Genomic DNA, 25,250 nt, shown 5'->3' with positions numbered 1-25,250 from the left:
GGCCAATTCCCCGTTCGTTTTACGAGTAAAACTGCGCGTACTGCTCGACTCCCATTTTTTGTTCGCTCACTTCAAGCGCATGGTCAATATAGCGAAGCAAGGCGTGCAACCGCTCCTGGATGACGGAGTAGTCATGTTCAAAATTATAAGCGTGGAGAAACTTTTCAATTTTTTTTGACAGAATATCATCAGGCGTACGCACCATTAAAATGAGCAAATTGTCCCATTCGGAGCGATGCGTGTAATAGAGCGCCTTATCATAGTCGACGGTGTTCAAGCGGCATGCCTCCTTTATCAAGAAGGAGTCATTGTTAGTGTATGACGGTGGGGCGTTTTGTTGCCCTGTAAATGTTGCGACAGAAGGCAAAATATAAATTATAACCGAAATGAAAACGAAAAAGGAAAAATAAATGTTGCAATTTTGTGACAAGGGTAGTATCCTCAAAATAAGGGGATGATGAGAATGAACAAACGGCACGAAGGGCAAGAAATGATCAACATGTGCAAATGGATGGCGTCAGTGGGATTGATTGTCGGAGTCGTACTGTTTTTGCTTAGTTTTATCGCAAGCGCTTACAACAAAGACTATTTCTTGACGATCATCAGTCTCGGCATTATCGGGGCCTCGATGTTTATGTTCGGATTCGGCCTGTTTATGGGATTGCTGACAGAAACGTACCATCGCGGCCCGCGCGAGAACGTATAGCGCGCATAGAGAATGAAAAACACCGGAGATTACCCCGGTGTTTTTCGCTTTTGCTGGATGTACCAATAGAAGATGGCGAAACCAAGAGCGACCAAAAAGACTGGAAATAAGAATGGACGGTAGGCATGGATGTACTGCTTGACGGCCATCCAGCGGCTTTCAAAATAGGCGCCGATCGTCAAAAAGACAGCGACCCACACCATCGCCCCGCTGTAGGCGAACAAGGCAAACTTTCTCCAACGGTAGGCGTTCATGCCGGCCCAAAAGGCGGCGAGATGCCGAACGCCGGGGATGAAATAGCAAATGAACAATACCGCTGGGCCGAGCTTCGAAAAAAGCGCTTTCGTTTGCTCGAGCCGTTTTTCTGTAAGATGGAGCTTGGGACCGAATTTATGCAAAAACGGCAGCCCGAGCGTAATCCCGAGCATATAGCTGAGCGAGATGCCAATGATGGCTCCAAGCCAGCAGGAAAGAAAAGCGAGCGGATACGAAAACGCCCCCGTTGAAACGCGGTAACCGGCATATGTCAACAGCAGCTCGTCGGGGATCGGCAGCCCAACAATGCCGAGCATCAGCGCAACCATAATGCCGATGTAGCCGAAGTGTTCGATAAGATAATGCAAATAGTGCTGCAAATGACCACCACGCTTTGCCGCGATTTCTTGTATATGACCATTATAAGCCAACGGTCCACAAATGAAAATGGGGCGCTGCGCGTTCATGCCAAACGATGGAACGTATCAAAACGCCGTTTCCCTCATACATTGTGATAAGAGGAAAAAGGGGGGAGATGGATGCGGCAGGACGAGCTGAAAGAGTTGGAACGGGCGATTGCGGAAATTACGGAAATCGCAGAAGGATTTGGGCTTGATTTTTACCCGATGCGCTATGAGATTTGCCCGGCGGACATTCTTTATACGTTTGGTGCCTATGGGATGCCGACGCGATTTTCCCACTGGAGCTTTGGGAAACAGTTTTACAAAATGAAGCTTCATTATGATTTAGGGTTAAGCAAAATTTACGAGCTCGTCATCAATTCGGACCCTTGCTACGCGTTTTTGCTCGATACGAATACGCTCATCCAAAATAAGCTGATCGTCGCCCACGTGTTGGCCCACAGCGACTTTTTCAAAAACAACGTCCGCTTCAGCAACACGAAGCGCGATATGGTGGAAAGCATGGCGGCGACAGCGGAGCGGATCAAGCATTATGAACATCAATACGGAAAATTGGAAGTGGAAAAATTTTTGGATGCCGTCTTGGCCATTCAGGAGCATATCGATCCCTCGCTCCTGCGGCCAAAGCTGTCATGGACGTGGGAAGATACGGAAGTGTACGAAGAGGAGGAGCCTCCGAAAACATCGACGCCGTACGACGATTTATGGTCGCTTGACGAGCGAGACAAACTGAAAACGCCGCCGCGAAAAAAACGGCGCAAGTTTCCGCCGCAACCGGAAAAAGATGTGCTATTGTTCATTGAAGAATACAGCCGCGAACTGGAGGATTGGCAACGCGACATTTTAACGATGATGCGCGAGGAAATGCTTTATTTTTGGCCGCAGCTGGAGACGAAAATCATGAACGAAGGCTGGGCTTCGTTTCGCAAAGGAGCTTTAAATATGTAAATGTGGAATCACTTGTATACGAAAGTGATTTTTTTATTTGTTTGATGTTGCAATTTTTAATTATTGCTCATTTGATTCATGGTTGCTGTATGGTTCGATAATGTTTAGTGATCATGCTAAAATAACATTTGTAATACATTTTGTCCTGGTGAACCATAAATTTCTTTGACAAATGGAAAATTGTATAATTTGTTGAATGTTAAAAGGATTGTTTCTTTTCGTTGTCAAATAATTTGTAGTAAATATTAGAAATTTAAAGGAGATATATGGCGGAATGGACGCGAAGGATTTGTTGCGTATTATAGAAGATGGAGAAAATGCCGAATTGGAATGTAAAGCAGCCAAAGGCGGTCTACCGAAAGATGTTTGGGAAACGTATTCTGCTTTTGCAAATACAAATGGCGGTATTATTTTGCTTGGGGTCGAGCAAAAAGGACAAGAGTTTTTCCCAGTCGATGTTGATGCAAAAAAGTTAGTCAAAGACTTTTGGGATGGAATTAATAATCCACAAAGGATTAGTAAAAATATCTTAGTGGATCGAAATGTAGAAATTATTGAAGTTGATGGGAAAGAAATCGTGAAAATTTATGTTCCAAGAGCTTCACGTGAGGACAAGCCAATTTATATTGGTCATAATCCTTTTACAGGTACATATCGCCGCAATTATGAAGGAGACTATAAATGTACAAAAGAAGAAGTACAGCGAATGATAGCGGACCAATCTCCAATTCCTCAAGACAGCAAAGTTCTTCCCAATTACGGTTTAAATGATTTGAATATGGAATCGGTGAGAAGTTATCGAAATCGCTTTTCTTCTTTGAAACCAGATCATCCTTGGAATGGTTTAGAACTGAAGGAATTTTTATATAAAATTGGAGCTTTGGGAAGGCTACGCGAAACTAACGAGGAAGGGCTAACATTAGCCGGGTTGCTCATGTTTGGGGAAGAGCGCAGCATTACAGAGTATTTACCACAGTATTTTTTGGAATATCGGGAAAAGAGTTCGGATGTGCCGGGGGAGAGATGGACAGATCGGATTATTTCTTCCGACGGCACTTGGTCGGGGAATTTGTATGATTTTTATTTTAAAGTGATCCGCAGACTAACGGATGATTTAAACATTCCTTTTCAAATGGAGGGGCTTTTTCGCAAGGATGATACAAGGGTGCACGCTGCTCTTCGTGAGGCTTTAGTCAATACGTTGGCTCATGCCGATTACTACGGGCAACGCGGAATTGTTGTCGAAAAGGAAAAGATGTTATTTCGATTTTCCAACCCGGGTGTTCTTCGGATTCCTTTGCAACAAGCACTGAAAGGTGGAATAAGTGATCCGAGAAATCCAACGATTTTTAAAATGTTTATGTTAATCGGACTTGGTGAACGGGCAGGGTCGGGGATTGAGAATATTCATTTGGCGTGGAAAGAACAACATTGGACTGCCCCAGAATTAATTGAAGAATTTCAGCCGGATCGCACGATTCTTACGTTGCGAACAACTTCATTATTACCGCAGGAAAGCGTCGATTTTCTAAAAGCAGTTCTTGGGAAACATTATAAGTTTTTAACCAATGATGAAGTATTAATTTTAGTGACGGCACATCAAGAAAATTATGTGACCAATACGAGATTGCAAAGCCTGACAGATAAAAAGAGTGATGAAATAAGCAAATTATTATCCGGACTGGTGGAAAAAGGATATTTAGAACCAAATGGACAAGGAAGAGGTACAAAATATACGCTAACGGAAATGTTTCATCAAAAGTCTATAGGGAACTCCAGATATAATCGGATAAGCTCCGGACCTAATGTTAATAACTCCGGACCTAACGCTGCTAACTCCGGACCTAACGAAAACGAACAAACAAAAGATCATGAAAAAGTGCTATTGGATATTTCTGAATTAGCAAGGAAGAAAAAGAGATTAAATCCTTCCGAAATGGATGAGATCATTTTAAATCTTTGTGCAATTAAGCCGTTAACGCTCAAAGAATTAAGTCAATTACTGAATAGGCAGATGGATCCTCTTCGCAAAAAGTACATTTCACGATTGCTTAAGGAAGGGAAATTAGAACCGCTATATCCAGAGCAAATAAACCATCCGAAACAAGCATATATGACACGATCTCTTTTTACAAACCAGCATTAGGATATTGGATTCCTAATGCTGGTTTATTGTTATTAGACAAATTTCCCTTCTCATATAGTTTTACAAAATATGATGGGGAGGGGTACGAATGAAGCTTGATGGGATTTGGATGGAATCCATTGAATTAGATAAAATTGTCCCCATATACGTTGAAAATGTTTCAAAAAGAGCAGTAGAGAAAATGGTCAAAATATTAGAGGGAGGGGATCAGTTAAGCAGCCATGTTATTGTTGAAAAGGATCGAACGGAAGATAAATATTGGTTAGTTGCGGGGTACCCAGAATACTTAGCATATAAAAAAATGAATGAAATGCATAAAAGGTGCCCAAAAATATTTTGCGTTATTCAGCGATATTCGAATGAAACGGAACAACGAATTAAGTTGCTAAGGAGGATGTTCCATCATCAAACAACAAAGTGGTTAGACAAACATATGTTGATTGATCAAATGGTTAATAGCGGAGTAAAGGTTGTCACGATAGCCCGAAAGCTGGGAGTTACTCAAGCTGAGATTGAAAATTATTTTGTCCATCCGGATATTCCTTTTGACATAATCAAAAAAGCCCGGGAAAATGAAGGAAGTTTGATAAACATAGAAAAGTTCCATGAGCAATTTTTGCTCTCCACCCGGGCATGAAAATCCCCCTTTTCTTCCCATAATGAAGAGTAGGCGCAAACAGCTCAATAGGACGTTATACTTAATGGTGGCTTGGACCCTGTACAGAAAAGCGTTCGAATCCACTGGGTGCACCACCCATTGTCCGCCCTTTCCCGATGCGGAGGAAAGGTGACGACGAACGGAAAACTGCCGCATTTCTCCCGTGGATTCGCTGTTTGCGCACTCGATCATCGAAAAGGAGGATTTTCATCATGGATGTCATCTATCCTCGCTGCGCAGGATTGGATGTTCATGCCGAAACCATCGTCGCCTGCGCGCTATGGGAAGAAGATGGACACATTCAAAAGGACATTCAAACCTTCTCCACGTTCTCGAAAGGACTTGGCGACCTGCTTGAGTGGCTCGAAGACCATGGGGTCACCCATGTCGCCATGGAATCCACCGGCGTGTATTGGAAACCGGTCTTCGCCTTCCTCGAGGGCTATGTCGACTTGACACTGGCCAATCCGCAGCGGATCAAAAATGTCCCGGGAAGAAAAACCGATGTCTCTGACGCCGAGTGGATCGCCAAGCTGCTCCGCCATGGACTCGTTGAAAAAAGTTTCGTCCCCCCAGCGGATATTCGCGAATTGCGGGATTTTACCCGCCTCCGCAAAAAGTGGGTCGGACAGCTGACTTCGGAGAAAAACCGGATTCAAAAAGTGCTCGAGTCTTCCAATGTCAAACTCGGCTCGGTCCTCTCCGATCTCTTCGGCGTTTCCGGAAAAGACATCCTCGCCCGGCTGCTTGAGAAGGGATACGTGGACAAGGACGAGTTGGATCAATGCCTGCGCGGAAGGCTCAAAAAGAAAAAGCAAGCGGTGTACGATTCGCTGCTCGGCACCTTGACCGAACACGAGCTCCGTCTCCTTCGTCTCTTGTGGAAACACGTTGAGGAATTGGAGCAGTTAATCGAAGAAGTCGACCAGCACATCGACCGCCTGCTCGAGCCGTATCGGGAGGAAGTGGACTTACTGATGACCATGCCTGGAATCAAAAAACAAACCGCCGCCGTCATCATAGCCGAGATGGGAACCGACATGAGCGTCTTTGAAACGCCGGAACGGGCGGCTTCATGGACTGGATTGTCCCCCGGCAACCATGAAAGCGCCGGAAAGCGAAAGAGCACGCGCACGACAAAAGGCAATCCCCATCTCCGATCGGCGTTATGCGAGGCGGCATGGTCAGCAGCTCGATCCAAGACGCATCCCTTGTCCCGAAAGTTTTGGTCGTTGGCGGCCCGGTGCGGGAAGAAAAAAGCCCTCATCGCCATTGCTCGGCGGATGTTGGTGATCATCTTTTGCATGATCTCCCGCAAAGAGCCGTTCCGCCAACCACAACTTATTTAGTCTAGCCAAAAGGCAGACAGGTTATACGAGATGCCTAAAATCGGGCACCTCTGCTTTCCTATTGCCTTTTTTGGCCATTTTCAGTATACCCTCACGGATCAGGAGCGTATACCGCACTCACCAAGTGGTGGGGATTTTCACGGAAAAAATTCGCAAATTGCCAATCCATTCAATGCTTAAACACAAGTTATATCAGCAAGCAGTATTACCAAAAAGTCACCCTGACCGATTGGTGATGTATAAAAGTTTGTGTAAAACATTTTGCTAGAACAAAAGAAAAAAGGTAGGGTATTCTCTGATTGGACCAAAAATCTTAGAGAAAGGAGAACCCTACCTATGTCTAAAAGAAGTATACCGAATGTCGACTGGGCAAATCAACTGGAAAGTGTTATTCGTCAATTTGTGAAAGAAAAATTAGAGCTGATTATGCGGGAAGAAATCAAACATTTCCTCGAAATCGAACAGGCTCGAACACCGAATAGGAGAAACGGCTGCTATCTCCGTTGTGTTCGGAAAAAAGATCAATTCGAAATGGCGGAGGACCTGAAACTCATTTATCGTTCTCCGAATAAAGAAATCGCATTGGAGATGTTTCAACAGTTTCAATCCAAATGGTCTCACAAATACCCAAGGGAAGTCCAATCGTGGGCAAATGAGTTGGATGTCCTTCTCACCTTTATGGACTATCCGAGCAGTATTCGAAGTGTGATTTATACAACCAATGCCATTGAACGAACGATCAAAGAGATTCGGAAACGTCTAAAGCCGATGAACAGTTTGAGCAGTTTAGAAGCCGCGGTGTTTATTGCAAAATAAAAATACAGAGTTCTGCAACGAAAAGTGCAGAGCTGAAGGCAAAGAAAAAAGGCTTGCCAGCCTCTAACATTTCCTCTACTGTGGAAGTTGTGAACACATAACCAAACAGTGGAGGAGCGAAAGGATGCTGGCAATGCCCGAAATTAATCGTATCAGAAAACTGCGTGAAAAGAAAGGGTTATCGATTGCGGAAATTTCCCGTGAAACGGGATATAACTGGAGAACGGTCAAGAAATACGCAGATGGAGACATTTCTGTCCAACCAACCATCAAACGCAAAAAGGGGATGATGGAGGAAGAAGGGTACGGGCAAATCATTGATGACTGGTTGGAGGAGGATGCCAAACTGCCGAGAAAACAACGGCGAACGAACAAGACGATGTTTGAAGCGCTTTGTCGTGACCATGGATTTCAAGGCTCGTATCGCACCGTTTGCGCGTACGTGCAAAAACGAAGACCGCAGCTCAAGCTCGAGAAAGAACAGCGCTATGAACGACTGGAGCACCCGCCAGGCGAGGCGCAGGTGGATTTCGGGAAGATGACGGTTGTGACGAAGGAGGGGAAGGAAGAAGAGCGATCGGTTTTGATCATGAGCTTTCCCTATAGCAACGCTGCGTTTGCTTATCCGCTGCCGGCGGAAAACAGTGAATGCTTCCTCCATGGGTTGACGCAGCTGTTTCGTCAGGCTGGGGGAGTGCCAAAGGCATTGCGCATTGACAATTTGTCCGCGGCCATTGTGTCGATTCGAAAAGGGGGAGAACGCCGATTCACCGAGGCTTTTGAGAAATTTCAACTCTACTATCGGTTTGATGTACAAGTGTGCAATCCATACAGTGGACATGAGAAAGGAAATGCGGAGCGAAAAGTCTATTACACTCGCAACCTTTGTTTCATCCCCGCTCCATTGATGGAGTCGGATCCGGAGCTGGTGGAGTGGCTGCATCGCAAGATGGTCGAGGACCGAAACCGTCCTCATTATGAAAAGGGGCGGTGGATCGAGGAACTATGGCAGGAAGAGCAACCGGAGCTGTTGGCGTTGCCGGAACAAGATCTTCCGATCTTCTCCCTCGATCACGCTTACGTGAATAAGTACGGAGAAGTGATGGTGGATGGGAAGGCGTTCGTCGTCCATGGCCTGTCCGTCCCCAACCGGGTGTTAGTGAAGAAAGAATGGAATCGTTTCGTTGTGTTCTCTTCCGATGGAGACGTCCATCTTGAAGCGCCCAGGCCGTATACGAACGTGAAACGCGAAATCCCTTGGAAAGAGATTTTCGCTGAGTGGGAGACCAAACCCCGGGTTGTCGGACATTCCCGCTACCGGACGTACTTGCCGGAGGCGATCCGAACGTATCTGGCTGGCCCCCCGCCCCAGGTGGCGGCCCGTTTGAAAGGACTGCGAGCGCTGTTGGATCGGCACACGCTTTACGAAATCGCCCAGTGGCTCGAGGAGAGTCAGCGATGGGACTTGGCTCCTCATGAAATCGGCGTGTTGATGGAAGCGAAGCACTCCTATTACCCGGACAAGTGGGAAGAATCATACACCCCTTCCGTTCTAATCGACTATGAAACGGATTTAACGGTGTATGATCAACGTCTTCATCCCGCTCGGGAAGGGGGTGTCCAGAGATGAGAGCAGAGGTGAAAGAGATTTGTAAAGCGCTGCATTTGGCCTATATCGCAGATCGATTCGAGGAGGTGAGATTCGAAACGAAAGAACAGTTTTTGCGGGATGTATTGGCGCTGGAACTGTCGTGCCGCCAAGAAGCGAAACAGGCTCGGCTGATCAAGAAAGCCAAGTTTCGGGAGTTGAAATGGCTGAAGGATTACGAATGGTCGGGTCATATCCATTGGCCAGCCACGACATCGAGGGAGGAACTGTGTGACCTTCGCTTTTTGGAGCGAAAGCAAAACGTTCTGCTTTTAGGTTCACCTGGAACGGGGAAAACCCATCTCGCCACAGCACTTGGCATTCAGGCGTGCCAACAAGGCCATGAGGTTCGGTTTTTCCGCGTCGCGGATCTTGTCGCCCAGCTGGAAGAGGCGTTGAAAAACGGCACGCTCGGACGGCTGAAACGAAGCCTCGACCCATGCGAACTGTTGATTTTGGATGAACTCGGCTATGTGCCGTTTCAAAAGCAAGGATCGGAACTGTTGTTTCATATTATCGCCGACTGTTACGAGCGAAAAAGCGTCATGGTGACATCGAATCTAGAATTTGGACAGTGGAATCGGGTGTTTGGGGACAACCGTTTGACGGCAGCGTTGGTGGATCGCTTGGTTCACCACGCCCACATCTTGGCCTTTACGGGAGAGAGCTATCGACTGCGGAACGCTCTCTCCGCGATCCAGCCGTCCTCTGCCTCCGGTCTGGAACCTTAAGTCTTGAGCTGGCAAGCCTATGTATTTTTTCTTGCACTTCTCTGCATTTTTTGCTTGCAAAAAACACCGCGGAAAAAGTCGTGTATTTGACCATCCAAGATTTTAATGAGAAATGGGCAGGGCGAAAGTTAAGAGGATTTGCCGAAGCACAGGAAGCCCTCGAGCGAATGTTTGAAGAACGTTACAATTAACCAAATAATGTAAATATCAAACCAATACGATAAGGGGATTCTCCCTTTCTGCGCAATAGACTGAATATTCAGTCCCTCGTGTGGAGGAAACTAGTCCCCTATCCATTCCAAATCCATTTCAGAGATACCCTATCTATCTTGCATTACACAAAATTCTTGACGGTACCTATTATAACTGATCATATTATAGTTGACTAATATAATATGTTGATTTAGCTTTATAAATTGACAATATTTTGAACAATTTATTATTACGCTGAATATGTCCACCCCTTATGATATATTAGTCATGTCTAATGTTATAAGAGGTGACAAGGATGAAATATAAGGGAATGATTGTTTTACTTCTGCTCACTTTGATCATTTCGGCTTGCAGTTCCAATAAAGAACAATCACATCAAGAGCATTCTTCCAATGGGGATTTGCAAGAAAAAACTGCTTCTGCTGACGTTTTACCGACCTTTTTGAAAGGTCAAAGTGAAGAGGTCCGCTTGGTATATCAAGCTGCTGGCAAATCAATAGAGTTGTTACAATGGATTCCTTGTTATTGCGGTTGTGCCGAGAGTGCGGGACATAAAAGTAGTATGAATTGCTTTGTCAAAAAAATCAATAAAGATGGTTCTGTTGTCTGGGATGACCACGGTACTCGTTGTGGTGTTTGCTTACAAATCGCAGCGGAATCCATTAAAATGAAACAAGAAGGTAAGTCTATAAAGGAAATTCGCCATTACATTGATGAAAAGTACAAAGAAGGTTACGCAAAACCAACTAAAACTCCAATGCCTTTATAATAAACAAACCTCACTTTTCCGAAAACGAAGGCTTTACAATCCTCCCACGGTGGAGGATTTTTTGTTTTCTTAAGGCATATTTTATAAGTTTGGCAGATATAAAAGTAAAGACAACTTAGTACAAGGGGGATGATGGATGAACTCACTTTGGCTTTTAGGGTTTTCTGCTTCTGCTATTGGAATGTTATCTGGCGGAGTGATTGCTTGGTTGTTTAAAGGCTGGCAAAAAGGAACGCCAACCATTTTTTCAGTATGTAGTGGTATGATATTTGGACTGGTCACGATGGAAATTTTGCCTGAAAGCATAGAAATTGGAGGTTGGTTTATTGCTATTGTCGGATTGATTTTTGGTTATTTTATTTATAAGCATCTAGAAAAGGTTTCCCATCATGTGATCATTATTACCAATGACGCTAAAAAAGACTTATTTGTACATTCTGGTCTATTTTTAACATTCAGTATTGCCCTACACAATTTTCCAACAGGCATCGCACTTGGAGCCAATACTCACGATTCATTGACTAAACCAATGATGACTGCGATTATGCTTCACAATATTCCAGAAGGTATTGCTGTTTTTACTCCCTTGCTGATGGCTGGGTTTGGAATTCTCAGCATCATACTTGGGGCAACCATAGCCTCCGCCCCCGTAGGAGTTGGAGCCTTCATAGGAAGCAATTATGGAATGGGGGTCCCTTGGCTAGTAGCAATGATTATCGCATTGGCGATGGGGGTCATGCTTCATACCCGTCAAGTTTAGCGGTATAAAATTTTTAAGACGATACTCGTGTTCATCCCCGCAGTGAATGATGGGGATCACATCCATTATTGGGCATACCAAATACCCCTCCAGAAGAGGGGTATTTGGTATTTATATCCATATCTAATTCTACCATATCTCTAATTTCGTTAAGATATCTGATGCCGTTTCTTCCCCTTTCCTTCGACCTTTCTTGGCATGTTTTCGTAACAGGGAAAGGAGAGAGAAAAGGTTGATTTCCGCCATATGCGAACGCAAAAGCAACTGGTGCCAATACGATTGGAGAAGATCGAGCGCTTTCCGTTCACTGATTTCAATGTCTTCCTTTTGATGCCAATACATCCGAGCTTGAAACAGAAACGTCTGGGTGACCAAAATGGCAATCAACGTCCCGTATAAATGGCATTCGAAACGTTCTTTTTTCATCTCCTTGACTTTCTCCAAATCAAATACGGATTTCCAGGCTTTAAACAACAATTCAATTTGCCAGCGCAGGGAATAGAGCTCATAAACCTGTTGACCATCAAACGACTCTTGTGGTAAATTCGTCAGTAAGATGTGGTATTTCTTTTGTTCGAGGGTTTGGCGTGTCAGTGCCTTCCCTTTTCTTTTTTCCCTTTTTCGCACATACGCCATCCGTTTTTGCCATTCTTCTTCCGTCAAACGTCGAAAAATCAAGCGTGGGATATACAAACGCTCATGCCCGATGTATACATGTTCCATTTCTACTGATTCCCCTTCCTTTAATTGATTCCCAAGAGATTCCCAATCCCATTCCTTCCACTGGCCATTCTCCTTGATATACACTTTCATATCGGAACGGAGCCGAGTAATATAATACGCTCCGCGGGCGTCGATCTCGGCCAGTGCGGCAACGGAGAAAAAGCCCAAATCCCGAATACATAGGTCATTCGGTAAAATCGTATGCTGGGCATGATAGGCAAAACGAGCGTCCGAGTCATTGGCCGATTGAACGCATAGCTGAAGGCAGGCGCCGGATAACAAGTCATATTCAAACTGAATTTTCACCCCCGACGAAACGGAACCTCGATAGTCTTCCCCATAGTCAGCGGGAACCAAAAAGCTGGTTGAGTCCAAAATCCGCAGGCGGGTAAAACAAGTTCGATAGGTCTCCATGGCTGACAAAAGCAATGGACGTTGATGCAGGAGGAGAAGGAAAAACACTTCTCGCAAAAATGCCACGGCCCGATCGGTAAAACGCTGATTCAAGCCTTCGCTTGAAAGGGAACAGCCATGCCAGAGCGTCAAGGCCGCACACAACCGCTGAAGCGACTGTTTGGCCAGTGAGCCATCTCCCCATGCACAGAGAGTCAGAAAGGCTTCCGCCGTTAACGAACGCTGCCGCCGGATAAAGCCTGTTTTCCGTGCGAGACGGGTTAATTCTTCGGGAGAAAAGAGTTGACGAATGGTTTGAATCCATGCTTTCATTTGTTTTTCCATGAAAAAAATCCTTTCTAACGTGGAGTGTTCGTTAGAAAGGATACCATGTTTTTGACGATGCACAAAGACCAAAATTCTTAACTTGATGGGTATGGGGTCATGCTTTCCGTGACGGGAAAAGAGATTTTCGGAACAGCTTTACGCACATCTACAAAAATATACTGCGTTATCATAGCTATAATCGGTTTTGTATTGGTTTCATTTTACTTATTTTTTCTGTAGGCTCTGTTAAAAGCATGGTTGTTTTCCATGGAAAGACGAATGAACTCCCATCATCTGTGGTGAAGCTCGCTCTAAGGATGACTAACTGGCAATAATGTTCCATTATAGGTATAGTTTTTTTGGGGTAAAGATTTTCGATAGAACCTTTCCCCCATTTATTTGATTAGTGCTGATATTCTCCTTGATTAGATAGATAAAACATTCGCTTTTTAAACATAAAGAACAAAAAGATGGCACGAACAAATAAATCTATAGCTATCGATAACCAAACACCAACTATACCCATTCCTAATTGAATTCCCAATATATAAACACCTACAACACGAATGATCCACATTCCTATAGCTGTACTGTACATTGGACTTTTGGTATCTCCTGCCCCCTGTAAAGCACCTGCTAAAACTAAGCCAACAGCCAACGCTGGTTGAGCAAATGCATCAATTCTTAATGCCGTAGTCACCATATCGATTGCGTTTTTATCTGTGGTAAACCAAGCTGCGAACCAAGGTGAAAAGAAAAACAATATAATTCCGACGAAGGACATAAACCCTACGGCAATTCCTGTGGTTAGCATTCCGTATTTATAAGCTTCTTTTTCAAGTTTAGCCCCAATGCTTTGCCCTACCAATGTCGTAGCAGCTACAGCTAAGCCATAACCCGGCATATAAGAAAAGGTTTCAATATTTCCTGCAATTGTATGAGCGGCATAGGTTTCGGTACCGATTCGGACAATCAATCCAAAATAGAGTACCTGACCCAAACGCATAATAAGCCTTTCTGCTGCTGCCGGTCCAGATAACTTTAAAATTGGAGAAGTAAATGATTTACTTGACGTACCGCCAAAAATCGAGAAAGAAACTTTGGACTTTTTAATGTAATAATAAAGAGCGATTGCACCTAGAATACGAACAATTACCGTTGCCCAAGCTGCACCGGCAACCCCAAACCCATTAAACCCTAGTCCGAATATGAGGATGTAATCTAATGCAATATGAATAAAATTAATCCACCAACTAACTTTCATTGGTGTTTTTGTATCCCCAGCAGCTCTTAAAATACTTCCAAAAATAAACATAAGGGAAATGAAAATGGATGGTCCCGCAACAATACGAAAATAAACGGTTCCATCAGCCAAAACATTGGGTTCCGCACCCATTATTCGAAGTAGTGGTTCAGCAAACAATAAAGTAATAATACCCAATAATAAGCCTGCTATAGAAGAAATCCAAGTTGATTGTTTTGCTACAGCCTTTGCCTTTTCAAAATCCCCGGCTCCTATATAACGAGCAACAAGCGAGGACGTACCTACTCCGATTGCCATAAAAACCGCGATATATACAGCTAAGACAGCATTAGCCACACCAACTGCGGTGACTTCATTTAATCCGAGTTTAGAAACAAAAAGAGTATCGACAAAACCAACCACAGTTTGGAGAATATTTTCAATCATGGCTGGAACAGCCAAGGAAATGATCATGGAAATCTTTTGTTTGGTTGTTTGCTCCTGAATAATGCGTTCTGAAAGCATACCAATCACTTCCTAACGTATGAAATTATCTAAAGCTTTTTTTAAATCGTTTAATACTTGATCTTCATTGCCTTGGTGTACGGCATCAACAAGACAACTTTCCATATGGTCTGCAAAGATCACTTTTGCCGTGCTATCCAAAGCTTTTCTAACTGCTGCAATTTGCAAAAGAATATCTGGACAATCACGCCCTTCAGCAGCCATTTCCTTAATAGCTCTAACGTGTCCTTCGATTCTTGCTAATCGGTTAATAACTTGTTTTCGGTATTTATGTTCATGATTGTGTCGATGACTATGTTCACGATTTTTTTCACTCATACTAATCCCTCCTTAAATAATAATATCCCCCCATGGGGGATATGTCATTATAAAAAATCCCACCTAAAAAAGATGAATCTTTACATCATGAAGTCACCTATTGCACTAACGGGAATCGATAGTTCAAGATGGAAAAGAAAAAAGACCGACATAAAATAACGGGTTCAGTTAAGAGGTGGAAAGATTAAAATGACAAGCAAATTGGCGTTCAAACTTAAAACAGTTTTGGAACGTCTTTTTTCTTGTCATATCACAAGACATCGCTAAAAATATGAAAGCGGATGTGACACAACTAAAATGTGGGGATGATATGGTATACAGAACGTAACAAGGAGGATGCTAAAAATGAAACCCAAAACGAACAATAAAAAGCGGTCATTTTGAATCGATCGATAAACTGCATTCATACGGAGGTTTCTAATGAACAGGGATAAAGACAAGAAAGAAACAGAAAAAAAAGAGGAACAAATACAACAAACAAGTAATGAGGATAACGTCATACGGGAACTTGAAGAAGAATTTACAAAAGATGTGCTGATATTTTAAAGGACAGCTCACTGCTGTCCTTTTTATACCCTTAAATCGGCATGTTGCAAGTCCGATTTTTCCACTTGAATGGTCGTATGCAAGATGTGAAATTCTTCTTCAATCCGTTGGATAGACTGTTTCAAAATGTCCTGACTATCCTTGGTATCATCGATGAGCAAATGGCAACTGAGCGAATCCAACCCAGAGGTGATTGTCCAGACGTGTAAATCGTGAACATCTTTTACCCCCTCAATGGACTGAAGCGTTTGCTTTACTTTCTCCATATCAATGGTAATCGGCGTTCCTTCCATCAGGATGTGGAAGGAGCTGCTTACTACACCCCAAGCGCTTTTTAGGATTAATAGCGACACGACAACACTGATGATGGGGTCAGCCACATACCAGCCGAAGAAGTACATTACAATCCCTGCCACGATTGCCCCAACTGCACCTAATGCATCAGAGATAATATGCAAATAGGCACTTCGCACATTTACATTTTCTTTGGTATCACTCTTTTTTGTTAAAATAAATGCGCTAGTCATGTTTGCCAACAATCCAATGGTAGCAATGAGCATCATTGTACCGCTTGAGACTGTTGGAGGTTCAAAAAAACGTTTATAAGCTTCGTAAGAAATAAATCCCGCAATGACGAATAAGAGCAGTCCATTCAACAGAGCTGCCAGTATTTCAAATCGGTAAAAACCGTATGTTTTTCGTGGAGAAGGTGGTCTTGCGGCGAACCACATAGCGACTAAGCTCAAAGCTAGAGAGCCAATATCGCTTAACATATGCCCTGCGTCTGATAATAATGCTAGGCTATTCGTCAATAGTCCGCCAAAGAACTCCAAAACCGTTATCCCCGAAGTAATAAGAAGAGCGATCATTAATCCCTTTTTGTTATCCGGTACGTGGGAATGATTATGATTGTGTCCCATATCATCATCCTCCTTCCATTCATTATGAGCTAAATAACCCATTTTCATGAAAAAACATTTCCTAAACTTGACAAAAAAAATGAATATAAAATATGATACATACATATGAACATATGCTCATATATAATAAATAAAGTGAGGGGAATCATCATGAAGATGGAAGACCATTCTTTCTTAAAATCTGAAACCATTGAAAATGTATCGCGAATATTTAAGGTATTAGCCGATCCAACACGAATCAAAATTCTTTATTTGTTATCGCAAGAAGAGTGCAATGTCAATCACATTGCAGAAGTGTTGGAAATGTCTCAATCAGCCGTTTCCCATCAACTTAGTATGTTACGAAATCTGAGACTGGTTAAGTATCGCCGTGAAGGAAAAACACTGTTTTACTCCTGCGATGACGAACATGTTATTTCATTATTAAAACAAGCCATTGACCATTCTGAACATCATTAAGGAGGTATTTTATCATGCATCATCATCACCACCATCATTCTCACGACCACCATGGTCATCACCATCACCACGGACATCACCATGATCACAGTAGAGAAGGAAATAAAAAAGGGCTTACAATTGCCCTTCTCATTACCGCTGGAATTATGTTGTTAGAGTTTTTCGGAGGTTTAATCACAAACAGCCTAGCCCTTCTTTCTGACTCTGGTCATATGCTTAGTGATGCTAGTTCACTTGTTCTTAGCTTAGTGGCAATTTGGTTTGCCACCAAACCAGCTTCCCCCAATAAAACGTATGGCTTTTATCGTTTTGAAATCTTAGCCGCTTTGTTTAATGGAGTTACCTTGTTTGTTATCGCTGGATTTATTATTTGGGAAGCAATTGAACGTTTTTACAATCCTCCAACCGTGGCTAGCGGCTCTATGATGCTGATTGCGTCCATTGGACTTTTTGCCAATCTTTTAAGTGCCTGGGCGTTAATGAAAAAAGGGGATGTAAAAAATAATGTCAATCTGCGTAGTGCCTATCTTCATGTGATCGGTGACGCTTTGGGTTCCGTAGGTGCTATCATCGCTGGGCTTGTCATGTGGCTCTTTAGTTGGTATGTCGCTGACCCCATTATTTCCATTTTGGTTGCCTTATTAATCTTGAAAGGCGCTTGGGGAGTGATTAAACATACGGTTCACATTTTGATGGAAGGAACGCCAATTACCATTGACCAAAATGAAGTGAAAAAAGCCTTAGAAAGTATTGAAGGAGTGATTAACGTTCACGACCTTCATATTTGGACAATTACTTCAGGGTTAGACTCATTAAGTTGCCATATTTTGATTGAAGATCATCAAGACAGCCAAAAGGTTTTACAAGAAGCGATCCATTTTATTGAGGACCACTTTAAAATTCAGCATGCAACCATTCAAATTGAAACCTCTCAAATCCATCACGGGGAAATGAAAGTTTAATCCTTTTCAGAAGAGAGGTGATAAAATGCAACACATCGTTGATGTTCTGGTTATCGGTGCTAGTCAGGCAGGACTAGCGATGGGATATTATCTGAAACAAAATAATATATTGTTTGCCATTGTTGGCAAGGAAAATCGAATCGGAGATGTTTGGAGAAACCGATATGATTCCTTAGTTCTTTTTACTCCTCGCTGGTTCAGTTCTTTGCCAGGAATGGCTTTAAAGGGTGACCCGAACGGATATCCAACCAAGGATGAAATTGCCGATTATTTAGAGGATTATGCTCAAAAATTTGAATTACCTATTCATCTGAACACAGAAGTCATTTCCCTTCAAAAAGAAGATGAGATTTTTAAAGTTACAACCAATAATGGTAATTATGTGGCAGAGAAAGTGGTTGTAGCAACGGGTCCTTTCCAAAAGCCATACATTCCACCATTTGCAGAAAGCTTATCCGATAAAGTGTATCAAGTGCATACATCCCGTTATTTGAATCCATCTCAATTACAAGAAGGCTCTGTTTTGGTAGTCGGTGCGGGAAATTCAGGGGCACAAATTGCTGTTGAATTGTCCGAAGACAGAGAAGTTTATTTATCTGTAGGTCATAAAATGAAGTTCTTTCCACTTGAAATAATGGGTAAAAGTATTTTCTGGTGGTTTAAAAAATTAGGTTTATTAAATGTCCATATCAACAGCTCGTTAGGTCAGTTTATCAGTAAGCAAAGTGACCCTATTTTCGGTAAAGAACTGAAACATTTAATACAAGAAGGCAAAATTAAAATTAAACCCAGAACAGAAAGTATTTTAGGAGATGTTATTTCTTTTGCAGATAACAGTCAAATTCAAGTTCAAAATGTCATTTGGGCAACTGGATTTTATTCTGATTACAGTTGGATTCAAATTCCGAATGTTTTAGACCATAGAGGAAAGCCCATTCACCAAAGAGGGGTAACTTCTGTGAAAGGATTGTACTTCTTGGGATTGCCGTGGCAGTATCGAAGGGGATCTGCTCTTATTGGAGGAGTGGGTGCCGATGCAGAGTATTTGATAAATGATATTTTAAACCATTGAAGGTGCTTGCAATGTTGTGGTTAGAACTTTTTATAGCCCTTCTAAGCTTAGCGTAAGTGGGAGAGTATTCATTCAAACATAAGCTTCAAATATCATTAAATGGTTTGAACAAGGTCAGTACCTTGTTCAATATTTTAGCGATCTTAAACTAACAAACGATAAAAGTTTCCATTGACTAAAAAAGTTTCTGATGTACAATTTATTTAGGCAACATTTTCTTTGCTCTTACATATATCTAATTCTAAGTTGTAGGAGCAAATTTTTTTACCCCAAAAGTTTCCTTAATGCAAAATATTTAGCGAAAACCAATCATGAGGTGATCATCATGAGTGAAAATATAAAAAAACTGCCGTTAGTCGTTGAGGAAGGTTGGAGAAAGAAACGGACACAACCAACATTGCCCGAAGTATATAGAAGTTTGCGTATACCAAAAACGGGTTCTTGGATGAAAAAGTTTCTTGCGTTTGCTGGACCAGGATACTTAGTTGCAGTAGGGTATATGGACCCAGGAAACTGGGCGACTGATATCGCAGGAGGTTCCCAGTTCGGATACACGTTGCTTTCCGTTATTTTGCTTTCCAATTTAATGGCAATATTGCTTCAAGCATTGGCTGGCAAGTTGGGAATTGTAACGGGAAGGGATTTAGCCCAAGCTTGTCGCGACCATTACAGCAAGCCTGTAGCAATGATCTTATGGGTTTTATGCGAGTTGGCAATCGCAGCTTGTGATCTAGCCGAAGTGATCGGTTCGGCAATCGCTTTGAAATTGTTGTTTGGCATTCCGTTAATATATGGAGTGATTATTACAGCTCTGGATGTACTGGTCGTATTGCTATTACAGAATAAAGGGTTTCGTTATATTGAAACGTTGGTAATTGTTTTAATTCTAACCATTGGTGCTTGCTTTGTGACTGAAATCTTTCTTTCTAAGCCAGATGTAGGTGGCATATTGAAGGGATTTGTTCCAAGCCCAGAGATTATTAACAATCCATCCATGCTCTATATTGCAATCGGTATTTTAGGTGCAACCGTAATGCCTCATAATCTTTATCTGCATTCTTCCATTGTGCAGACACGTCAATACGAACAAACCAGCTCGGGTAAACGACAAGCGATCAAATATGCCACTTGGGATTCAACCATTGCACTCTTTTTCGCTTTATTTATTAATGCATCTATCCTTATTGTTTCTGCTGCTACATTCCATAAAGCAGGAATGAAAGATGTTGCGGAGATTGAAGATGCTTATCACTTGCTTGCTCCACTGCTTGGAACAACACTTGGAAGTATTTTATTTGGAGTTGCTTTGTTGGCTTCTGGTCAAAACTCCACATTAACAGGAACCTTAGCTGGTCAAATTGTGATGGAAGGTTTTCTAAACATTCGCCTTCCTGCTTGGTTAAGAAGGCTGATCACTCGATTGATTGCCATTGTCCCAGCCGTTGTTGTAACTGCTCTTTATGGCGAAAGCGGAACGGCTCAATTACTTATTTTGAGCCAAGTTATTCTTTCTTTACAGCTCTCTTTCGCGGTAGTGCCTCTCGTTCAATTCACTAGCGATAAAAAGAAAATGGGCGAGTTCGCAAATCCATTATGGTTGAAAGTTCTTGCTTGGATGGTAGCGATGGTGATTATCAGCTTAAACGCATATTTATTGTTCCAAACATTCTTTGGTTAAGAAATAGTAAACCTCATTATCTTTTTGCGGATAATGAGGTTTATTGTTTTTAGCTAATAGAATTTTTTGATGTAGCTAATTAAATGAAATGCCTGGTAAATATTAGGTTGATTTTTTACATCCAATTCTTTTTTGTTTTTCATTCAAATAAATGTTTGAATAATAAAAGAAATGAGGTATAATATATTCAAACGGAAATTTGAATATGAAAGGGGGATAATGAATGAGTAAGAAAGATACATGTGAAATTTATTGTTATGACGAAGAAAAAGTCAATCGAATACAAGGGGAATTGCAAAAAGAAGATATATCCAGTGTTGTCCTGTTGTTTAAAGCACTGGCAGATGAAAATAGGGCAAAAATTGCCTATTCACTTTGCCAAGATGAAGAGTTATGTGTATGTGATATTGCCAATATCATTGGGGCTTCTGTTGCAACCACTTCCCATCATTTACGGACTCTTTATAAACAAGGGATTGTAAAGTATCGAAAAGAAGGAAAGCTAGCATTTTATTCGCTGGATGATGACCATATTAAGCAGTTAATCATGATTGCGTTAGCACATGATAAAGAGGTGAAAGTCCGTGTCTGAACAACAAGCAAAATTATCTAAATCAGAAGCGAAAACCTACCGTGTTCAAGGATTTACTTGTGCAAACTGTGCGGCAAAGTTTGAAAATAATGTAAAATCATTGCCAGGTGTTCAAGATGCTAAAGTAAACTTTGGAGCATCTAAAATTACCGTTTGGGGTACAACAACCATCGAAGAATTAGAAAAAGCAGGAGCTTTTGAAAACTTAAAGGTTCGGGAAGATAAAGAAAAAGCAGTCAAGCGTGAACCTTTTTGGAAGCAAAAAGAGAACATTAAAGTGTATATTTCCGCCGTTTTGCTTGTGATCAGTTGGTTTTTAGGGAAGCAATACGGAGAAGAGCATATCTTTGCGACAATTGGATATGCTGCAGCAATTTTAATCGGTGGATATTCGTTATTTATAAAAGGTTTCAAAAACCTAGTTCGATTGAATTTTGATATGAATACGCTGATGACAGTGGCGATTTTAGGAGCTGCAGCGATTGGTGAATGGGGAGAAGGTGCAACGGTTGTTATTCTATTCGCCATTAGCGAAGCCTTAGAGCGTTATTCCATGGATAAAGCTCGTCAATCCATTGAATCGTTGATGGATATTGCTCCAAAAGAAGCATTAATTCGTCGCGGAAATGAAGAAATGATGGTCCCTGTTGACGATATTCAAGTCGGAGATATTATGATCGTAAAGCCTGGTCAGAAATTAGCGATGGATGGAATCGTCATCAAGGGTACATCTACGCTAAATCAGGCTGCCATTACGGGAGAAAGTGTTCCAGTAACCAAAACAGTCGGTGATGAAGTCTTTGCAGGAACATTGAATGAAGAAGGGTTATTGGAAGTAAAAGTTACAAAACGAGTGGAAGATACAACTCTTTCGAAAATCATCCATTTAGTGGAAGAAGCTCAAGCAGAACGAGCACCTTCTCAAGCGTTTGTAGATCGTTTTGCCAAATACTATACACCAGCCATTATCATTTTTGCTCTTTTACTAGCCGTTATTCCTCCATTATTTATGGGTGCTGATTGGAGCGAATGGATTTATCGAGGTCTAGCTGTATTAGTGGTTGGTTGTCCGTGTGCGTTGGTTATTTCCACGCCTGTTTCGATTGTAACTGCCATTGGAAATGCAGCGAAAAACGGTGTGTTAATTAAAGGTGGTATTTATTTAGAGGAAGCAGGAAACTTAAAAGTGATTGCTTTTGATAAAACAGGAACATTAACAAAAGGTATTCCTTCCGTCACCGATGTAGTCACTTATAATGGCAATGAAAATGAACTAATGACCATTACAGCAGCCATTGAAAAAGGCTCACAACATCCACTTGCTTCCGCCATTATAAGAAAAGCAGAAGAAGATGGATTGAATTTTAATGATGTATCGGTTGAAGAATTCCAATCCATTACAGGTAAAGGGGTCAAAGCCAAAGTAAATAACGCAATGTATTATGTCGGAAGTCCAGGTCTTTTTGAAGAACTTCTTCCAAATGGCATCCAATCAGAAATAAAAGAACAAATTACAACCCTTCAAATACAAGGGAAAACGGTCATGGCATTAGGAACGGAAAAAGAAATTCTGGCGTTAATTGCCGTGGCAGACGAAATAAGAGAATCATCCAAAGAGGTTATTCGAAAACTTCATCAAGTCGGTATTGAAAAAACGGTGATGCTGACGGGAGATAACCAAAGAACAGCCGAAGCCATCGGAAAACAAGTCGGTGTTTCCGATATTAAAGCCGATTTACTTCCAGAAGATAAACTGAATTTCATCAAAGAGCTTCGCGACAAGTATCGAAGTGTTGCGATGGTTGGAGATGGTGTGAACGATGCACCAGCTCTTGCAGCTTCAACCGTTGGTGTGGCAATGGGTGGTGCTGGAACCGATACAGCCCTTGAAACAGCCGATATTGCTTTAATGTCTGATGATTTAAGTAAATTGCCATATACGATTAAATTGAGCCGCAAGGCTTTAGCAATTATTAAGCAAAACATTACCTTCTCTTTGGGCATTAAGGTGCTGGCGTTATTGTTAATTGTACCTGGTTGGTTAACGTTATGGTTAGCGATATTTGCGGATATGGGAGCAACATTAATCGTAACATTAAACAGCATGCGATTGCTAAATGTGAAAGAATAATGCAATAGTTGAAGAAGACACACAAAAAGACCGAATTTATTTCGGTCTTTTTGTGTGGTTTAAAAATCAACATTGAAATTTAACAAAGCCCTGATTAAAAACAGTCAAAACTAACAAAACAAATGACCTAAATTTTAGAGATCTTAATTAATTAAATGGGATTTTAATAAAAATGCTTGGCGCTTAAAGCCAAGCATTTCTTATTTTCCTAAAATTACTTAGGTAATGTCATAGGTATAACATTACCAACATATTTTTATTTTAAATAATTTTGAGCGGGGGAGAAGGAGATGGAAGTATATAATGTTCACCAAGCACTAAAAATACTTCAGGAATATTACATTACTGACTCAATTCAAATGGTTACTCGTTGGATCAGAGAAGGAAAGATTAAAGCAGAACGTTCGGCAAATCGAAAGGAGGGTTGGCGAATTTATCACGATGATTTATTCGAGTTTATTGAAGAACAGAGACCAGGTTTGCCTGAAGTAATGGGAGTTTATGAATGGTATGTAGAAAACTCTTTTTCAATGTTGGCGAATGACCATCGTGAAAAGCATAATAAATTGGATTCTGAAGAAGTTAAAGGTGATAGCACTCACTCGGAAGAATTAATGAAACAGCTCATGGAGGAGAAGAATCAATTAGAAAATCAACTCATTAATATGCAGGATGAGTTGAACTTGGTTTACGAGCAAATCACTGAATTAACGGTTAAAGTTCAAAAACTGGAAGAAGAAAATGCTTTTTTAATCGGTTTATATGAGCAAATGGATGAGATGTATCAAGAATTAGAAAAGAAAAATCAACAAGAAAGTAGTAATGAAACACCAAAAACAATGGAACGCAAATTAAAGAAAGAGATGTCTATTGAAGATTTTAAAATGATTTTCGAAAAAGTGATCAAGGGATACAAAAGTGAAACAATAAACTACATACAGCAAGAAAATAAACTAATCAACGAAATATATACGTTGTTTTTCAATGAAGATGGAGAGTTAAAAAACGAGGTTATTGATGATGGAGAATATATTTGTCCATTGACTAAGAAGAAGTATAAAAAAAATTTAAGATCCATGCTTAAAAACGCGATCCGAACCAAATTAGAACAAATCCTGAATTCAGTTGACGAAACAGTGTTAGCTAACGACTCGAGTCGTTAGTCTTTTTTACTTATCAAATAAATAAGGATTTGAAATGGAGTTAACAAACGAACCGAAACAAATAAAAGAAATTTATGACGAGGAGGAGAATCTCTCGTTCTGAAGAATAACAACAAATGGAGACGAGATAAGGCAAGTTTACTTCCGAATTTCACACTTTCGTTTGAATTTGTAAAGATTATGTTAAAGTCGTTTTTTTCTCTTGTTTTATATAAGTATGTAGTTATATACTTATTAAAGGGAAGAGTAAGTATGGTTATACTACCATATCCATTTCGTGGATATGAAAGATGTGACATCATTATTTAGTGTGAGAGGAACAAAATTGCAAATAAAGGGATTTAGGAGTATCATATTTCATTTTCGCTCATATATATAAGTAAATAACTATATAATCATAAAAGAATAGGAGGTGTTTCCATGCAAAAGACAGTAGTGGAAATAGAAAAAGCATCACACGTTTTAAAGTTGCTTGGTGATAAAACACGTTTAACGATCATGGCAATTTTAAAACAACGTGAGTGTTGTGTATGCGAGCTTCTTGAGGTGTTTGACATGAGTCAGCCGGCTATTAGTCAGCATCTTCGCAAGTTAAAAGATGCAGGATTAGTAAAAGAAGATAAGAGGGGACAGTGGATTTATTATTCCCTCAATTCACAAAATGAGTTATATGATTTCATCCAAGATATTCTGCAACATATTCCAGATCAAACAGAGAATATTCGTAAGATTGAGGAAACCAACCCTACGCTCCGTTGCGGTTGTTAACCTACTAAT

General features: G+C 41.3%; 23 protein-coding genes and 3 pseudogenes. 20 read left to right on the top strand and 6 right to left on the bottom strand.

Going from position 1 to position 25,250, the window contains the following annotated elements:
• Positions 1–19: 19 nt before the first annotated feature.
• Positions 20–277: a YhdB family protein gene (locus CWI35_RS07435; protein WP_013146280.1), complete on the bottom strand. Its 258-nt coding sequence runs from the start codon at positions 275–277 to the stop codon at positions 20–22.
• A gap of 180 nt (positions 278–457) precedes the next feature.
• Between CWI35_RS07435 and CWI35_RS07430 the strand changes: the two genes are divergently transcribed.
• Positions 458–706 (top strand): hypothetical protein, encoded by a 249-nt coding sequence (locus tag CWI35_RS07430; RefSeq protein WP_025039331.1) that lies wholly within the window; start codon positions 458–460, stop codon positions 704–706.
• Positions 707–735: 29 nt separating this feature from the next.
• On the opposite strand, the gene CWI35_RS07425 is transcribed toward CWI35_RS07430, so the two are convergent.
• Positions 736–1,341: a DedA family protein gene (locus CWI35_RS07425; RefSeq protein WP_011230077.1), complete on the bottom strand. Its 606-nt coding sequence runs from the start codon at positions 1,339–1,341 to the stop codon at positions 736–738.
• A gap of 159 nt (positions 1,342–1,500) precedes the next feature.
• On the opposite strand from CWI35_RS07425, the pseudogene CWI35_RS07420 reads away from it, so the two are divergent.
• The 10 genes and pseudogenes from CWI35_RS07420 to CWI35_RS07375 form a co-directional block, all read left to right on the top strand.
• Positions 1,501–2,307: pseudogene (locus CWI35_RS07420) on the top strand (SpoVR family protein); the annotation flags it as partial.
• A gap of 298 nt (positions 2,308–2,605) precedes the next feature.
• Positions 2,606–4,477, top strand: coding sequence for an RNA-binding domain-containing protein (locus tag CWI35_RS07415; protein WP_119877636.1), 1,872 nt, complete (start codon positions 2,606–2,608; stop codon positions 4,475–4,477).
• A gap of 88 nt (positions 4,478–4,565) precedes the next feature.
• Positions 4,566–5,114: a hypothetical protein gene (locus CWI35_RS18550; protein WP_240432161.1), complete on the top strand. Its 549-nt coding sequence runs from the start codon at positions 4,566–4,568 to the stop codon at positions 5,112–5,114.
• A 233-nt stretch (positions 5,115–5,347) separates the two neighbouring features.
• The gene (locus CWI35_RS07405; protein WP_050367852.1) at positions 5,348–6,484 is read left to right on the top strand and encodes an IS110-like element ISGka2 family transposase; all 1,137 of its coding nucleotides are present in this window, start codon (positions 5,348–5,350) and stop codon (positions 6,482–6,484) included.
• Between the two features lie 498 nt (positions 6,485–6,982).
• A pseudogene (locus CWI35_RS18820) lies at positions 6,983–7,282 on the top strand (transposase); the annotation flags it as partial.
• A 142-nt stretch (positions 7,283–7,424) separates the two neighbouring features.
• The gene (gene istA / locus CWI35_RS07395) at positions 7,425–8,930 is read left to right on the top strand and encodes an IS21 family transposase (protein WP_033024876.1); all 1,506 of its coding nucleotides are present in this window, start codon (positions 7,425–7,427) and stop codon (positions 8,928–8,930) included.
• A complete protein-coding gene (gene istB / locus CWI35_RS07390; RefSeq protein ID WP_011230286.1) occupies positions 8,927–9,679 on the top strand; it encodes an IS21-like element helper ATPase IstB in 753 nt (250 codons plus the stop codon). The genes istA and istB overlap by 4 nt, the downstream gene beginning before the upstream one ends.
• 65 nt (positions 9,680–9,744) lie before the next feature.
• Positions 9,745–9,870: pseudogene (locus CWI35_RS07385) on the top strand (IS256 family transposase); the annotation flags it as partial.
• Between the two features lie 317 nt (positions 9,871–10,187).
• Positions 10,188–10,661 (top strand): PCYCGC domain-containing protein, encoded by a 474-nt coding sequence (locus tag CWI35_RS07380; protein ID WP_011230081.1) that lies wholly within the window; start codon positions 10,188–10,190, stop codon positions 10,659–10,661.
• A 136-nt stretch (positions 10,662–10,797) separates the two neighbouring features.
• Positions 10,798–11,421, top strand: a complete 624-nt coding sequence (locus CWI35_RS07375) for a ZIP family metal transporter (protein WP_240432159.1) — start codon at positions 10,798–10,800, stop codon at positions 11,419–11,421.
• A 129-nt stretch (positions 11,422–11,550) separates the two neighbouring features.
• Here the strand turns inward: CWI35_RS07375 and CWI35_RS07370 are convergent, their stop codons facing one another.
• From CWI35_RS07370 to CWI35_RS07355, 3 genes are all read right to left on the bottom strand, one after another.
• Positions 11,551–12,882 (bottom strand): IS4 family transposase, encoded by a 1,332-nt coding sequence (locus tag CWI35_RS07370; RefSeq protein WP_047818012.1) that lies wholly within the window; start codon positions 12,880–12,882, stop codon positions 11,551–11,553.
• Positions 12,883–13,267: 385 nt separating this feature from the next.
• On the bottom strand, positions 13,268–14,632 hold the full coding sequence (locus tag CWI35_RS07360) for an MATE family efflux transporter (RefSeq protein ID WP_020279754.1): 1,365 nt from the start codon (positions 14,630–14,632) through the stop codon (positions 13,268–13,270).
• Between the two features lie 12 nt (positions 14,633–14,644).
• Entirely contained in the window at positions 14,645–14,950 is a 306-nt protein-coding gene (locus tag CWI35_RS07355) for a metal-sensing transcriptional repressor (protein WP_020754474.1), read from the bottom strand.
• A 420-nt stretch (positions 14,951–15,370) separates the two neighbouring features.
• On the opposite strand from CWI35_RS07355, the gene CWI35_RS18700 reads away from it, so the two are divergent.
• Complete coding sequence (locus CWI35_RS18700; protein WP_020279753.1) at positions 15,371–15,496, top strand: hypothetical protein; 126 nt, start codon at positions 15,371–15,373, stop codon at positions 15,494–15,496.
• Between the two features lie 23 nt (positions 15,497–15,519).
• Here the strand turns inward: CWI35_RS18700 and CWI35_RS07350 are convergent, their stop codons facing one another.
• The gene (locus CWI35_RS07350) at positions 15,520–16,464 is read right to left on the bottom strand and encodes a cation diffusion facilitator family transporter (RefSeq protein WP_414842599.1); all 945 of its coding nucleotides are present in this window, start codon (positions 16,462–16,464) and stop codon (positions 15,520–15,522) included.
• 102 nt (positions 16,465–16,566) lie between these two features.
• On the opposite strand from CWI35_RS07350, the gene CWI35_RS07345 reads away from it, so the two are divergent.
• From CWI35_RS07345 to CWI35_RS07310, 8 genes are all read left to right on the top strand, one after another.
• Positions 16,567–16,875, top strand: coding sequence for an ArsR/SmtB family transcription factor (locus tag CWI35_RS07345; protein WP_011230084.1), 309 nt, complete (start codon positions 16,567–16,569; stop codon positions 16,873–16,875).
• Positions 16,876–16,889: 14 nt separating this feature from the next.
• Complete coding sequence (locus tag CWI35_RS07340) at positions 16,890–17,837, top strand: cation diffusion facilitator family transporter (protein ID WP_011230085.1); 948 nt, start codon at positions 16,890–16,892, stop codon at positions 17,835–17,837.
• Positions 17,838–17,862: 25 nt separating this feature from the next.
• Positions 17,863–18,909 carry a flavin-containing monooxygenase gene (locus tag CWI35_RS07335; RefSeq protein ID WP_011230086.1) on the top strand — a complete coding sequence of 349 codons (1,047 nt, stop codon included), beginning with the start codon at positions 17,863–17,865 and terminating at the stop codon, positions 18,907–18,909.
• A 325-nt stretch (positions 18,910–19,234) separates the two neighbouring features.
• Complete coding sequence (locus CWI35_RS07330) at positions 19,235–20,587, top strand: Nramp family divalent metal transporter (RefSeq protein ID WP_075261517.1); 1,353 nt, start codon at positions 19,235–19,237, stop codon at positions 20,585–20,587.
• Positions 20,588–20,810: 223 nt separating this feature from the next.
• On the top strand, positions 20,811–21,179 hold the full coding sequence (locus CWI35_RS07325; protein ID WP_011230088.1) for an ArsR/SmtB family transcription factor: 369 nt from the start codon (positions 20,811–20,813) through the stop codon (positions 21,177–21,179).
• Complete coding sequence (locus tag CWI35_RS07320; protein WP_011230089.1) at positions 21,172–23,310, top strand: heavy metal translocating P-type ATPase; 2,139 nt, start codon at positions 21,172–21,174, stop codon at positions 23,308–23,310. The genes CWI35_RS07325 and CWI35_RS07320 overlap by 8 nt, the downstream gene beginning before the upstream one ends.
• A gap of 290 nt (positions 23,311–23,600) precedes the next feature.
• Positions 23,601–24,473, top strand: coding sequence for a DNA-binding protein (locus CWI35_RS07315; RefSeq protein ID WP_011230090.1), 873 nt, complete (start codon positions 23,601–23,603; stop codon positions 24,471–24,473).
• Between the two features lie 420 nt (positions 24,474–24,893).
• Positions 24,894–25,241, top strand: coding sequence for an ArsR/SmtB family transcription factor (locus tag CWI35_RS07310; RefSeq protein WP_011230091.1), 348 nt, complete (start codon positions 24,894–24,896; stop codon positions 25,239–25,241).
• The last annotated feature ends 9 nt before the right edge of the window (positions 25,242–25,250 follow it).

The organism is [Bacillus] caldolyticus, assembly GCF_003595605.1.
GTDB classification, from domain to species: domain Bacteria; phylum Bacillota; class Bacilli; order Bacillales; family Anoxybacillaceae; genus Geobacillus; species Geobacillus thermoleovorans.
Note: the sequence above shows the minus strand (reverse complement) of the source record. Positions and strands in the feature narration are given on the sequence as shown.

Excerpts from the sequence above, each read along its gene's own strand:
- CWI35_RS07430 (WP_025039331.1), top strand. The coding sequence starts at position 458 with ATGAGAATGAACAAACGGCACGAAGGGCAAGAAATGATCAACATGTGC.
- CWI35_RS07415 (WP_119877636.1), top strand. The coding sequence starts at position 2,606 with ATGGACGCGAAGGATTTGTTGCGTATTATAGAAGATGGAGAAAATGCC.
- CWI35_RS18550 (WP_240432161.1), top strand. The coding sequence starts at position 4,566 with ATGAAGCTTGATGGGATTTGGATGGAATCCATTGAATTAGATAAAATT.
- CWI35_RS07405 (WP_050367852.1), top strand. The coding sequence starts at position 5,348 with ATGGATGTCATCTATCCTCGCTGCGCAGGATTGGATGTTCATGCCGAA.
- istA (WP_033024876.1), top strand. The coding sequence starts at position 7,425 with ATGCTGGCAATGCCCGAAATTAATCGTATCAGAAAACTGCGTGAAAAG.
- istB (WP_011230286.1), top strand. The coding sequence starts at position 8,927 with ATGAGAGCAGAGGTGAAAGAGATTTGTAAAGCGCTGCATTTGGCCTAT.
- CWI35_RS07380 (WP_011230081.1), top strand. The coding sequence starts at position 10,188 with ATGAAATATAAGGGAATGATTGTTTTACTTCTGCTCACTTTGATCATT.
- CWI35_RS07375 (WP_240432159.1), top strand. The coding sequence starts at position 10,798 with ATGAACTCACTTTGGCTTTTAGGGTTTTCTGCTTCTGCTATTGGAATG.
- CWI35_RS07370 (WP_047818012.1), bottom strand. The coding sequence starts at position 12,882 with ATGGAAAAACAAATGAAAGCATGGATTCAAACCATTCGTCAACTCTTT.
- CWI35_RS07360 (WP_020279754.1), bottom strand. The coding sequence starts at position 14,632 with ATGCTTTCAGAACGCATTATTCAGGAGCAAACAACCAAACAAAAGATT.
- CWI35_RS07355 (WP_020754474.1), bottom strand. The coding sequence starts at position 14,950 with ATGAGTGAAAAAAATCGTGAACATAGTCATCGACACAATCATGAACAT.
- CWI35_RS18700 (WP_020279753.1), top strand. The coding sequence starts at position 15,371 with ATGAACAGGGATAAAGACAAGAAAGAAACAGAAAAAAAAGAGGAACAA.
- CWI35_RS07350 (WP_414842599.1), bottom strand. The coding sequence starts at position 16,464 with ATGAAAATGGGTTATTTAGCTCATAATGAATGGAAGGAGGATGATGAT.
- CWI35_RS07345 (WP_011230084.1), top strand. The coding sequence starts at position 16,567 with ATGAAGATGGAAGACCATTCTTTCTTAAAATCTGAAACCATTGAAAAT.
- CWI35_RS07340 (WP_011230085.1), top strand. The coding sequence starts at position 16,890 with ATGCATCATCATCACCACCATCATTCTCACGACCACCATGGTCATCAC.
- CWI35_RS07335 (WP_011230086.1), top strand. The coding sequence starts at position 17,863 with ATGCAACACATCGTTGATGTTCTGGTTATCGGTGCTAGTCAGGCAGGA.
- CWI35_RS07330 (WP_075261517.1), top strand. The coding sequence starts at position 19,235 with ATGAGTGAAAATATAAAAAAACTGCCGTTAGTCGTTGAGGAAGGTTGG.
- CWI35_RS07325 (WP_011230088.1), top strand. The coding sequence starts at position 20,811 with ATGAGTAAGAAAGATACATGTGAAATTTATTGTTATGACGAAGAAAAA.
- CWI35_RS07315 (WP_011230090.1), top strand. The coding sequence starts at position 23,601 with ATGGAAGTATATAATGTTCACCAAGCACTAAAAATACTTCAGGAATAT.
- CWI35_RS07310 (WP_011230091.1), top strand. The coding sequence starts at position 24,894 with ATGCAAAAGACAGTAGTGGAAATAGAAAAAGCATCACACGTTTTAAAG.